12 protein-coding genes are annotated in these 12,216 nt (G+C 68.4%); all 12 read left to right on the top strand.

What is annotated here, in order from left to right:
• Nucleotides 1-14 precede the first annotated feature (14 nt).
• Nucleotides 15-392, top strand: coding sequence for a nitrite reductase small subunit NirD (gene nirD, locus HNP55_RS13860; RefSeq protein WP_184300344.1), 378 nt, complete (start codon nt 15-17; stop codon nt 390-392).
• Complete coding sequence (locus HNP55_RS13855; protein ID WP_184300341.1) at nt 385-3,207, top strand: nitrate reductase; 2,823 nt, start codon at nt 385-387, stop codon at nt 3,205-3,207. The genes nirD and HNP55_RS13855 overlap by 8 nt, the downstream gene beginning before the upstream one ends.
• Complete coding sequence (gene cobA / locus HNP55_RS13850; RefSeq protein WP_184300337.1) at nt 3,204-4,001, top strand: uroporphyrinogen-III C-methyltransferase; 798 nt, start codon at nt 3,204-3,206, stop codon at nt 3,999-4,001. Before HNP55_RS13855 ends, cobA begins: the two co-directional genes overlap by 4 nt.
• Before the next feature lie 193 nt (nt 4,002-4,194).
• Nucleotides 4,195-5,436 carry a cytochrome-c peroxidase gene (locus tag HNP55_RS13845; protein WP_246448405.1) on the top strand — a complete coding sequence of 414 codons (1,242 nt, stop codon included), beginning with the start codon at nt 4,195-4,197 and terminating at the stop codon, nt 5,434-5,436.
• A 44-nt stretch (nt 5,437-5,480) separates the two neighbouring features.
• Nucleotides 5,481-6,782: a hypothetical protein gene (locus HNP55_RS13840; RefSeq protein ID WP_184300333.1), complete on the top strand. Its 1,302-nt coding sequence runs from the start codon at nt 5,481-5,483 to the stop codon at nt 6,780-6,782.
• Nucleotides 6,782-7,327: an FMN-binding protein gene (locus tag HNP55_RS13835; protein WP_184300330.1), complete on the top strand. Its 546-nt coding sequence runs from the start codon at nt 6,782-6,784 to the stop codon at nt 7,325-7,327. The genes HNP55_RS13840 and HNP55_RS13835 overlap by 1 nt, the downstream gene beginning before the upstream one ends.
• Before the next feature lie 152 nt (nt 7,328-7,479).
• Nucleotides 7,480-8,226: an FAD:protein FMN transferase gene (locus tag HNP55_RS13830; protein WP_184300327.1), complete on the top strand. Its 747-nt coding sequence runs from the start codon at nt 7,480-7,482 to the stop codon at nt 8,224-8,226.
• Nucleotides 8,223-8,678, top strand: a complete 456-nt coding sequence (locus tag HNP55_RS13825) for a hypothetical protein (protein ID WP_184300324.1) — start codon at nt 8,223-8,225, stop codon at nt 8,676-8,678. The genes HNP55_RS13830 and HNP55_RS13825 overlap by 4 nt, the downstream gene beginning before the upstream one ends.
• A gap of 122 nt (nt 8,679-8,800) precedes the next feature.
• On the top strand, nt 8,801-9,088 hold the full coding sequence (locus tag HNP55_RS13820; protein ID WP_184300321.1) for a DUF2249 domain-containing protein: 288 nt from the start codon (nt 8,801-8,803) through the stop codon (nt 9,086-9,088).
• A gap of 24 nt (nt 9,089-9,112) precedes the next feature.
• Nucleotides 9,113-10,324: an NnrS family protein gene (locus tag HNP55_RS13815; protein WP_184300318.1), complete on the top strand. Its 1,212-nt coding sequence runs from the start codon at nt 9,113-9,115 to the stop codon at nt 10,322-10,324.
• 12 nt (nt 10,325-10,336) lie between these two features.
• Nucleotides 10,337-10,804 carry an RrF2 family transcriptional regulator gene (locus tag HNP55_RS13810; protein WP_184300316.1) on the top strand — a complete coding sequence of 156 codons (468 nt, stop codon included), beginning with the start codon at nt 10,337-10,339 and terminating at the stop codon, nt 10,802-10,804.
• On the top strand, nt 10,791-12,212 hold the full coding sequence (gene ccoG, locus HNP55_RS13805; protein WP_184300313.1) for a cytochrome c oxidase accessory protein CcoG: 1,422 nt from the start codon (nt 10,791-10,793) through the stop codon (nt 12,210-12,212). Before HNP55_RS13810 ends, ccoG begins: the two co-directional genes overlap by 14 nt.
• The last annotated feature ends 4 nt before the right edge of the window (nt 12,213-12,216 follow it).

Below are 12,216 nucleotides of genomic sequence, written 5' to 3'. Positions count from 1 at the left end.
AGCAAAGGTGCCCCATGAGCAAGAGCAACTGGCGCCATATCTGCGCCCTCGCCGACATCCCCTTGCTGGGCGCCCGCCGCGTCCAGCGCGCCCGCGGCCCCGATGTGGCCCTGTTCCGCGTCGCCGGCGATCGGGTCTACGCCCTGCTGGACCGCTGCCCGCACAAGGGCGGGCCCTTGAGCCAGGGCCTGGTGTTTGGCGAGGCCGTGGCCTGCCCCCTGCATGGTTGGACCATCGCGCTGGACAGCGGCCAGGCCCTGGCGCCCGACGAGGGCTGTGCGGCCCGCTTCGAGGTCAGGGTCGAGGCCGGCGAGGTCTATCTGGACCAGGCCCAGCTGGACAGCCAGGGCCTAGAGTTCCAGCCCCTGCGCGCCGGGCCCTGCCATGCGTAAGGAAACGGCGTCGACCTGCCCTTACTGCGGGGTGGGCTGCGGCGTGATCATCGAAAGCGAGGCCGGCGAGATCTGCGGCGTGCGCGGCGACCCCGCCCATCCGGCCAACCGGGGCCGGCTGTGCAGCAAGGGCCAGACCCTGCATCTGACCGCCACGCCGCTGATCCGCCGCACGCAGCGCCTCTTGCAGCCCGCCTGGCGGCCCTCGCGCGCCGAGCCGCCGCAGGCGCTGGACTGGCCCACGATGAACCAGCGCCTGGCCGAGCGCCTGGCCGCGCTGCATGCCCAGCATGGCCCGCAAGCCTTCGGCCTCTACATCTCCGGCCAATTGCTGAGCGAGGACTACCACGCCTTCAATAAATTCGCCCGCGGCGTGCTGGGCACGAACAATATCGACAGCAACTCCCGGCTCTGCATGAGCTCCGCCGTGGCCGGCTACAAGCAAAGCCTGGGCGCCGACGCGCCGCCGACCTGCTACGAAGACCTGGACCTGGCCGACTGCATCCTCATCACCGGCGCCAACCCGGCCTGGGCCCACCCCATCCTGTTCCGGCGCCTGGAGGCGGCCAGGCAGCGCAGGCCCGAGCAGAAGCTCATCGTCGTCGACCCGCGCCGCACCGAGACGGCCGAGCTGGCCGATCTGCATCTGCAGATCCTGCCCGGCACCGATGTCATTCTTTGCCACGGGCTTTTGCACGCCTGCATCTGGGAGGGCTGGCTGGACGCCCGTTTCATCGCCGAGCACACCCAGGGCTTTGCCGAGCTCAAAAACCTTGTGCGCGAGCTGCCGCCGCCAGAAGCGGCGCGGCTGTGCGGCATCAAGGAGGCCGATCTGCTGCAGGCGGCGCGCTGGTTTGCGCAGTCGCCGGCCAGCCTGTCGCTGTACTGCCAGGGCCTCAACCAGAGCAGCAGCGGCACGGCCAAGAACAGCGCCCTGATCAATCTGCACCTGGCTTGCGGCCAGATCGCCCGGCCCGGCGCCGGGCCTTTTTCGCTCACCGGCCAGCCCAATGCCATGGGCGGGCGCGAGGTGGGCGGCATGGCCACGCTGCTGCCCGGCCACCGCGACCCGGGCTCGGCCCAGGACCGCGCCGAGGTGGCCGCGCTCTGGGGCCAGGCCGAGCTGCCCGAGGCGCCGGCCAAGACGGCGGTGGAGATGTTCGAGGCCGCGGCCCGCGGCGAGATCAAGGTCTTGTGGATAGCCTGCACCAACCCGGCCCAGTCCATGCCCGACCAGGCCCTGGTGCGCCGCGCCCTGGCGCGCTGCGAGCTGGTCATCCTGCAGGAAGCCTTTGCCGACACCGCCACGGCGGCCTTTGCCGACGTGCTGCTGCCGGCCGCCAGCTGGGGCGAAAAAGAGGGCACGGTGACGAACTCCGAACGCTGCATCAGCCGCGTCCGCGCGGCCATCGCGCCGCCCGGCGAGGCGCGGGCCGACTGGCGCATCGTGCGCGATGTGGGCCTGGCCCTGCTGCCCCTGCTCAAGTCGGGCCCCGGGCCCGCGCTGCTGGCGGCGGCCACGCCCGAGGCGCTTTGGCTGGAGCACCGCGCCGCCACGGCCGGCCGCGACCTGGACATCAGCGGCCTCAGCTATGCCTTGCTGGACAGCTTGGGCCCGCAGCAATGGCCCTTCCCGGCGGGCGCCAGCCAGGGCCAGGCGCGCCTCTACCAGGACCGGCGCTTCGCCACCGCCGATGGCCGTGCCCGCTTCATCGCCCAGCCCTACCAGCCCCCCCACGACCGCCTGGACGCCCGCTACCCCCTGGCCCTGACGAGCGGCCGTTTGCGCGAGCAATGGCATGGCATGAGCCGCAGCGGCCTGGTGCCGCGCCTGTTTGGCCACACGGCGCAGCCGGCCCTGCATATGCATGCGCAGGACCTGCACTCGCGCGGGCTCAGAACGGGCGAGCTGGCGCGCATCAGCTCCCGCCACGGCGAGCTGATCCTGCCCGTGCTGGCCGACGCCAGCCTGCGCCCCGCCCAGGCCTATCTGCCCATGCACTGGGGCGAGGAGTTTGTGTCCGGGCAGGAGGCCGAGGCCGCGCCCTTCAGCGGCGTCAACGCCTTGAGCAACCGCGCTTTTTGCCCCAGCTCGCAGCAGCCCGAGCTGAAGTTCGCCGCCGTGCAGGTGCAGGCGGCCCAGCTGCCCTGGCGGCTGTGCGCGGCGGTCTGGTGCCCGCCGGAGCAAGGCCAGTCCCTGCGCGCCGCGCTGCGCGGCTTGATGCGCGAGTTCAGCTTTGCCCAATGCCTGCCGGTGGCCGCGGCCGGCGATGTGCCGGAGCTGGGCTGGCGCTTTGACGCCGCCGCGGCCCTGGCGCCGCGCGCCGAGGTATTGCAGCACCTGAAAACCCTGCTGGCGCTCAACAGCGCCCAAGTGCTGCGTTATGCCGACGGCCAGAAAGGCCGCAGCCGCCTGCTGGCTCTGAGCCAGCCCGGCGAGACGGCAAGGCTGCGCGCCCTGCTGCTGATGGGCGAGCCGGCTCAAGCAGGCGAGCAAGAGGCCTGGGCCTATCTGCTCGATCTGTGGCGGCTGCGCAGCGGGCTGGCCGGCCTGGGCGCCCGCCTGCTCTCGCCGCGGCCGCAGAACGAGGCAGGCGCCGGCCCGGCCAGCGATCGCAGCCCCCAGGTCTGCAACTGCCTGGGCGTCTCCGAGGCCGCCATCTGCCAGGCCCTGACCCGCCTGCCGGGCTCAAGCACGGCGCGTCTGCAAGCCCTGCAGGGCACGCTGGGCTGTGGTGGCCAATGCGGTTCCTGCCTGCCGGCCCTGCGCCGGCTCGAAACCCAACACCCTTATCGCGAGGAGATGAAAGCATGAACAGCAGCAGCCCGAGCCTGTTTCCCCTCAGCCTTGTCGGCGCCGGCCCCGGTGATCCCGACTTGCTGACCCTGGGGGCCTTGCGCCGCCTGCAACAAGCCGATGTCCTGCTCTGCGACGAGTTGGTGGACGCGCGGGTGCTGGCCCTGGCCAATCCCCGCGCCCGGCGGATCTTTGTGGGCAAGCGCGGCGGCCGGCCCTCGACCGAGCAGCGCTTCATCCATGAGTTGATGATCCGGGAGGCACGGGCCGGGCTGCGGGTCGTCCGGCTCAAAGGCGGCGATCCCTTTGTGTTCGGCCGCGGTGGCGAGGAGGTGGACGCGCTGCGCGCCGCGGGCATTGCGGTCGAGGTCCTCAGCGGCATCACCGCCGGCATCGCCGCACCCGCCAGCCTGGGCATCCCGGTGACGGACCGCCGCCACGCGCCGGGTGTCGCCTTTGTGACCGGGCAATGCCGAAACAATGCCGATCAGGACGGCGGGCCTAGCGGGCCCAACTGGCCGGCCCTGGTTCAGAGTGGCTTGACCCTGGTCATTTACATGGGCTTGCGCCAAGTAGACCAATTGGTTCAAACCTTGATCGAGGCAGGCATGGCGCCCCAGACCCAGGCCGCGGCCATCGCCTCGGCCCACACCCCGCAGCAGCAGTCCCTGATCTGCACGCTCGAAAACCTGGGCCACAGCATCCGCACGCAAGGCCTGCGCAGCCCCGCCATCCTGGTGCTGGGCAGCGTGGTCGCCCAGGCCAATCACGTCGATCTGGCGCTCCAGCATCCGCGGCTTCAGCAGGCCTGATCGGCGGGCTTTGGCGGCCCGCAACCGTTGGGCAGCCACGAGACGCTTGAACCTTGCGCCAGATCAAATCAGGCGCGAGCAAAAACGTCTTGTGTTGCTAATTCATCAACTCAAACCTAAATCTAAGTGCGAATAGTTATCATCTTAAGGAGTTAGCAAACACCAAGAATTTTTCCAAAAAAGAAGTCCGATCTTGAACCAGCAGCTGTACGTCCTCCCCCGCGTTTCGCCCTGCCCCAAGCCCCAACGGTCCATCTTCCGCCCCCTGCCTGCCGCTCTCGTGCTCGGCCTGAGCCTGGCCTTGACGGCCTGCGGCGGCGGCAGCAGCGACCAAGGCAGCAACCCGCCCGCCGCCACAATCAGCCGCGCGGAGTTGGGCGAAAAAATCTTCAACGACATCTCCTTGTCGGCCTCCGGCCAGCAGGCTTGCGCCAGCTGCCATGCAACGGCCACCGGCCATGCCGGCCCCAACGATTTGCCGACGCAGCTGGGCGGGCCCTCGCTGGATCAGCAAGGCGGGCGCAACTCGCCGGGCATACGCTATCTGGCCAGCAACACCCCCTTCCACTTCGACGCCGAGGGCAAGGCGGCCGGCGGCTTCTTCTGGGACGGCCGCGCCACATCCTTGCAGGACCAGGCCGGCAAGCCCTTCTTCAATCCCAAGGAGATGGCCAATGAGAGCGTCGAGGCGCTGATCGCCAAGCTGGCGCGCGCCAGCTACGCGGCGGAGTTCGCCGCCATGTTCGGTGCCGACATCTTCAGCCGGCCGCAAGACGCTTTGAACCGCATGACCCTGGTCTTGCAAGCCTATGAGCAGAGCCCGGAGTTCCAGCCCTTCGACAGCAAGTACGACGAGTTCCTGCGCGGTAAGCTAGCCCTGAATCCGCAGGAACTGCGCGGCCTGGCGCTCTTCAACGCCAAGGACAAGGGCAATTGCGCCGCCTGCCACCCCTCCGCCAAGGGCGCCGACGGCAGCCACCCGCTGTTCACCGACTTCAGCTACGACAATCTGGGCGTGCCCCGCAACGCCAAGCTGAGCCAGAACGCCGACCCCGCCTTCTTCGACCTGGGCCTGTGCGCCCGGGAAGGCGGCGATCTGACGGCGCGCCAAGAGCTCTGCGGCGCCTTCAAGGTGCCCAGCCTGCGCAATGTGACGCAGCGCCTGAGCTACTTCCATAACGGCCGTTTCACCAGCCTGCGCGAAGTGCTGCAGTTTTATGTGCAGCGTGATACCGACCCGCAGAAGTGGTACTCGCTGACGGCCGACGGCCGGGTCAACAAGTTCGACGACCTGCCCGCCGAGCTGCACAAAAACGTCAACACCAGCGAAGGCCCTTACAACCGCAAGCCCGGTGAGGCCCCGGCGCTGAGCGAGCAGGAAATCGACGATGTGCTGGCCTTCCTGGCCACGCTCAGCGACGGCTTCAAGAAGTAAGCGACGCCCACCATCCATCCGCAAATCAAAACAAAGAGCAGTCCATGTCCCTCCTCTCTCCCCGTCTCTCTCCGCTGGCCCTGGCCCTTTCACTGGCCCTGGGCGCTAGCGCCAGCCAGGCTCAAACCAGCACCGAGCTGGAACTGATGCGCCGGCTCGACCAGCTCAGCACCGAGCTCGCCAAGCTCAAAACCGAGTTGCAGACCCTGCAGCAAAAGCAGGCCGCCGCGCCGGCACCGGCACCGGCCGCCGCGCCGGCCACCAGCAGCGCCGCGGCCGAAGCCGCCACACGCGGCAATGGCGAACCCAGCACCGTCATCAGCGGCTATGCCGAGATCAATTACAACCGCCCCAGCAATAGCAAGGACGCCCAGGCCGATCTGCGCCGGGTCGTGCTGGGCTACCAGCATCGCTTCGACGAGAAGACCAAGGTGGTCACCGAGATCGAGATCGAACACGGCATCGCGTCGGCCAGCGACGGCGGCGAAGTCGCCATCGAGCAGGCCTATATCGAACACCAGATCAACCCCTTGTTCACGCTGCGCGGCGGCCTGTTCCTGATGCCTGTGGGCTTGCTCAACGAGAACCACGAGCCGCCCAATTACTACGGCGTCGAGCGCAATTTCGTCGAGACCGCCATCATCCCCAGCACCTGGCGCGAAGGCGGCTTCCAACTGGTCAGCAATCTGGGCAGTGGCCTGAGCCTGCAGGCCGGCATCAGCACCGGCTTCAATCTGAACAAATGGGACGCCGCCAGCAGCGAGGGCCGCGAGTCGCCCCTGGGCGCCATCCACCAGGAAATGGCCCAGGCCAAGGCCCACGATCTGGCCCTGTTCGGCGCCGCCAACTGGCGCGGCCTGCCCGGCCTCCTGCTGGGCGCCAGCGTCTTCAGCGGCAAGGCCACGCAGCGCCAGACCGAGCTGGAGTCCCGCATCAGCCTGTGGGACGTGCACGCCCGCTGGACGCCGGGCCGCTGGGACCTGAGCGCCGTCTACGCCAAGGGCACCATCTCCAATACCGCCGCCCTCAACGCCCCGCTGGTGGGTGGTGACAACCTGATCCCGGCCAGCTTCGACGGCTGGTATGCCCAGGCCGCCTACAAGCTGTGGGAACAGGGCAGCTACCGCCTGTCGCCCTTTGCCCGCTGGGAGCAGGTCAACACCGCGCGCAGCTATGCCGATCTGGGCCAGGGCCTGACCCCGGCCGCCGCGCCCACCGAACGCATCTTCACCGTCGGCGCCAACTTCCGCCTGACGGATGGCGTGGTGTTCAAGGCCGATCTGCAGCGCTTCCGCGAGAACAAGGACATGGATCGCTTCAACCTCGGCGTCGGCTGGAGCTTCTGATGCGCTTGCAGCTCAGCGCGGCCCTGGGTCTGGCCGCGCTGGCCCCGGTCAGCAGCTTTGCGGTGGACTATCTGAGTGCCGAGCAAGCCGCCAAGCTGCTGTTCCAGGAGGCCGACCGCTTCGAGGCGCGCGACCTCTTGCTGGAGCCGGCCCTGCTGCAAAAGCTGGCCGAGAAAGGCTTCAAGCCGCGCAGCGCCCATCTGCAGCTGCGCCTGGCCTGGCGCGGCAAGGACTTGCTGGGCGTGCTGGCCAGCGACCAGGTGCTGGGCAAGTTTGAGCAAATCGGCTATGCCACCGCCGTCGGGCTGGACGGGCGCATCCGGGGCGTGGAAATCCTCAGCTACCGCGAGAGCCATGGGGCCGAGATCCGCCTGCCGGCCTGGCGCAAGCAATTCATCGGCAAGAACAGCGCCGCGCCCCTGCAGGTGGGCGAGGACATCGCCAATATCTCCGGCGCCACACTCAGCTGCAGCCATGTGACGGAGGGCGTCAAACGCCTGCTGGCCACGTTGGAGCTTGCCCAGAAGGCCGGCCTGCTGAGCTGAGACAAAACCCCAAATTCAAATGCGACCACAGAGTCACAGAGACACAGAGGAATTCAAAGCTTGCTTTCTCTGTGTCTCTGTGACTCTGTGGTTGACTTTTTGTACTTGGTTTCATGCCTTGCGGGTGGCGCGCAGCGCTATGGATAACTGATATGAGCCCCACCTTGCTGCGCCGTGCCCGCCCCCTGCTGGGCACCTTGCTGGAGATCGCCCTACCCGAGCAGGCCGTGCCGGTCCAGTTCGAGGCCGGCTTTGCGGCGGTGCAGGCGGTGCAGGCCTGCTTGTCGCGCTTCGAGGCCGGCAGCGATATCGCCCGCTTCAACGCCCTGCCCGCCGGCCACAGCCTGGTGCTGGCGCCCTTGAGCGCCCGCTTGCTGCGCGCGGCGGCCCTGCTGCAGCTGGCGAGCGAAGGCCGTTTCGACATCAGCCAGGGCACGGGCCCGCAAGCCTGGCGCCTGCAAGGCCGACGCTTGCACAAGCTGGGCGACACGGTCCGCCTGGACCTGGGCGGCATCGCCAAAGGCTTTGCGGTGGACCGAGCGGTGGCCGCGCTGCGACGCGCCGGCTGCGCGCTGGGCAGCGTCAATGCGGGCGGCGATCTGCGGGTCTTCGGTGCGCTGAGCCTGCGCCTGCAGCTGCGCGATGAGGAGACCGGTGGCGTGCGCGAGTTCGGCCAATTGGCCGAGGGCAGCTTTGCCACCAGCTATTTCGCCGCCCACAGCCGCAGCGCCGCCTACCCGGCCGCGGCCGCCCAGGCGGGCCATGTGAGTGTGGCGGCCCCACGCTGCCTCTGGGCCGATGCCCTGACCAAGCTGGTCGCCTGCAGCGGCAATCCGCAGCATCCTTTGCTGCTACGCTTCGGCGCCCGTGCTTTCCTGCACACACAATTTTCCGCATGAGACATCACCGCCCCCGCCTGAAGCTGAGCCCCTGGCTGAAGCGCTGGATCTACTCCTCGGCCCTGCTGCTCCTGCTCAGCGGCGGCGCTTGGTTGTGGCTGCACTACGGCCCCGGCGGCAGCGCCGATGGCCTGGAAGGCCTACCCTCGCCCTGGGAGCCCTGGGCCATGCGCTTGCACGGCCTGGGCAGCTTTGCCGCCCTGCTGGGCCTGGGCGCGGTGGCCGGCCAACACATCCCGCCGGGTTGGCGCATGACGCGGGAGCCCAGCCGTGCCACCCAGCGAAAAACCGGCCTGGTCCTCAGCGGCCTGGCGGCCTGCACCGTGCTGACGGCCTATGGGCTGTACTACCTGGTGCCGGAATCCCTGCACGCCGGTTTCGGCCTGTTCCACACGGGCCTGGGCCTGCTCATCCTCGCCGCCTGGCACTGGCATCGCCCCAGCAAGGACTGATGCGCCCGCACTGTGGGGGCCAGACGCGGCGTCTTTTTCTTTAATCTATATTTAAAATATTGCTTTTGGCGAGAGTTCTCGGGACAATAGCTGCATCCAAAATGCAACTTATAGGAGCCCGCATGAATACCGTCCCCGCCGGCACTGTGGCCGCCACCATCGATGTGCGCCAGATTCCGCCCGCCCAGCGTCACGGCCTGATCTTTCAGCACTTTGAGAGCCTGCCCGTCGGTGCATGGTTTGAGTTGCACAGCGACCACGAGCCGCTGCCGCTGAAGCAGCAATTCCAATCGCTTTGGCCGGGGCAGTTTGATTGGGAGGTGCTGGAGGCCGGGCCGCAGCAGTGGCGCTTGCGCATCGGCCGCCGCCCGGCGGGCAAGAGCTGCTGCGGCTGCTGCAGCGGGAACTGAGCCCAGCCAGGCAGAGAGGTCGCGATGAGTCAAGTTTTCGTGCAATTGCAAGAGCCCCCTGTGCGGCGCCGGCCTGGCGAAGGCCTGGCGCTGTGGGACTTGGGCTTTCGCCCCTTCTATCTGCTGGCGGCCTTGCTGGCCCTGCTGTCCGTGCCCTTGTGGGCGCTGCAATTCAGCGGCCTGCTGGGCAGCGGCGGCCTGCGCGGCCCGGCCTGGCATGCTCATGAAATGGTGTTCGGCTACGCCCTGGCCATCGTCATCGGCTTTCTTTTCACGGCCGGGCGCAATTGGTCGGGCCAGCCCACGCCCACCGGCCGGCCGCTGATGGCCTTGGCCGCCCTCTGGCTGCTGGCCCGCGTGCTGGTGCTGTCGCCCTGGCTTTGGGCCTCGCTGATCGTCAATCTGGCCGTGCCCTGGCTGGCCGCCTGGGGCTTGTGGCGGGCCTTGCACGCCGGCGGCAACCGGCGCAACTACTTCTTCGTCGGCCTCTTGCTGGCCATGGGCCTGGCCACGGCGGCCCTGCATCTGAACCAGGCGGGCCGGCTGCCCCTGCCCGGCGCCCTGGCCAGCGGCCTGGGCCTGCCGCTGGCGCTCGACGTTTTGCTGTTCATGATTGCCGTGATGGCCGGCCGCGTCGTGCCCATGTTCTCCAACAACGGCGTGCCGGGCATGAATGCGCGGCGCGAACCCCGGGTGGAGCAGGCCGCACTCGGCAGCGTCTTGCTGCTGGCTGCCTGCGACGGCCTGGGCCTGAGCGGCTCGCTGACGCTGCTGGTGCTGCTGCCGGCCCTGCTGGCACACAGTTGGCGCTTCGCCCTCTGGCAGCCCTGGAAGACGCGGGGCAATCCGCTGGTCTGGGTGCTGCACGCGGCCTATGCCTGGCTGCTGATTCACCTGGCCTTGCGTGCAGCATCGGCCCTGGGATGGGTGCCGCCCTCGCTGGCCACCCACGCGCTAACGGTGGGTTTGATCGGCCTCATCACCCTGGGCATGATCACCCGCACGGCCCTGGGCCATACCGGCCGGCCGCTCAAGGCCGGCCCCATCGAGACCGCCGCCTACCTGGCCGTGCTGGCCGCCGCCCTGCTGCGGGTGTTTGTGCCCCTGCTGTGGCCGGCCGCCTTGCTGGAGGCGGTGTGGCTGTCGTCGGCGCTCTGGGCCCTGGCTTTTGCCCTCTACCTGTGGCGTTACGTCCCCATGCTGATGCGCCCCCGGGTGGACGGCCTGCCTGGCTGAGAAGGACTCGATATGCGCCTGACCACCATGACCGACTATGCCCTGCGCATGCTGCTCTATCTGGGCCAACACCCGGAGCGGCTCTGCACCACCGCGGAAATCGCGCAGGCCTATGGCATCTCCGAAGCCCATCTGACCAAGATCACCCACCAGCTGGGCCTGGGCGGCTGGATCAGCACGGTGCGCGGCAAGGGCGGCGGCATGCGTCTGGCACTGGCCCCGAGCGAGATCATGCTGGGCGAGCTGGTGCGGGCCATCGAGACGGACTTCTACCTGGTCGAATGCCTGGGCACGGGCAATGCCTGCAATCTCACCGGCCGCTGCCGGCTGACCGGCATCTTCAACGAGGCCCTGGCGGCCTTTCTGGAGCAACTGGACCGCCACAGCCTGGCCGATCTGCTCAGCCCCCTGCCGGCCAGGGCCAAGCAAGGGCTGCTGGAAATCAAGCTGCACAAAAAGGGCAAGCATGAGCCCGTCTGACAAGCCGGCTGCGCCGCAGCGGGTGATCCCGCTCTACGTGGCCGAAGCCAAGGTCTACCCCCGCTCGGTCAGCGGTCGCTTTGCCAACTGGCGTTGGCTGATGGTGGCGCTGACCCAGCTCTTCTTCTACGGCATGCCCTGGCTGCAGTGGAACGGCCGCCAGGCCCTGTTGTTCGATCTGGAGGCCGGCCGCTTCTACGTGCTGGGCCTGCTGCTCTACCCGCAGGACTTCATCTATCTGGCGGCCCTGCTGGTGCTCAGCGCTCTGGCGCTGTTCTTCTTCACGGCCGTGGCCGGGCGCCTGTGGTGCGGCTATAGCTGCCCGCAAACGGTGTACACCGAGATGTTCCTCTGGATCGAGCGCCACACCGAGGGCGATCGCCAGGCCCGTATGCGCCTGGACCGCGAACCCTGGTCCTGGCACAAGCTGGCGCGCAAAGCCGCCAAGCACGGCGGCTGGCTGGCCCTGTCGCTGCTGACCGGCTTCAGCTTTGTGGCCTATTTCATCCCGGTGCGTGAACTGGCCGACCAGGTGCTGAGCCTGGAGCTGCAGGCCTGGCCGCTGTTCTGGGTGCTGTTTTACGCCGGCGCCACCTATGGCAATGCCGGCTTTCTGCGCGAGCAGATGTGCAAATACATCTGCCCCTATGCGCGCTTTCAGAGCGCCCTGATCGATGCCGACTCGCTCATCATCAGCTACGACGCCCAGCGCGGCGAACCGCGCGGCGCACGCTCGCGCAAGCAGGCCTTAACGTCACAGGTCAGCGGCGCCGCGGACTGCGTGGACTGCACCCTGTGCGTGCAGGTCTGCCCCACCGGCATCGACATCCGCAACGGCCTGCAGAACGAGTGCATAGGCTGCGCCGCCTGCATCGACGTCTGCGACCAGGTGATGGACAAGGTTGGCGCCCCGCGCGGCCTGATCCGCTATGCCACCGAGAACGGCATCCGCGGCCACTGGAGCCGCCGGCAGATGCTGGCGCGCGTGCTGCGGCCACGGGTGCTGCTCTACGGCACGGCCTTGGCGGCACTCAGCCTGGCCTTCGTCCTCAGCGTGTCTCAGCGCAAAGCGCTCTTGATCGATGTGATCAAGGACCGCCAGCTCATGGCGCGCCAGGTGGAGGACGGCGAAATTGAAAACGTCTACCGCCTGCAGCTGATCAACCGCAGCGAAGCGCCGCTGCAACTGCGCCTGCGGGCCGAGGGCCTGCCCGGCCTGCGCCTGCTGGCCCAGGGCGCGCAGAGCTTCAAGGTGCCGGCCTCCGGCATCGCCACCCTGCCCATGCAATTGCGCTTGCAGCCCGCCGCCGGCTTGCCGGCCGGCGCCCACCCCGTGCAGATCGAGGCCCAGGAACTGGGCGGCGGCAGGATCTTCACGGCCAAGGCCGTGTTCTTCGTGCCACGCTAGATTG

Origin of the sequence: Roseateles oligotrophus, from assembly GCF_014204525.1 — a bacterium.
GTDB classification, from domain to species: Bacteria; Pseudomonadota; Gammaproteobacteria; order Burkholderiales; family Burkholderiaceae_C; genus Paucibacter_A; species Paucibacter_A oligotrophus_A.
This window is presented reverse-complemented; position numbering and strand designations above follow the sequence as displayed.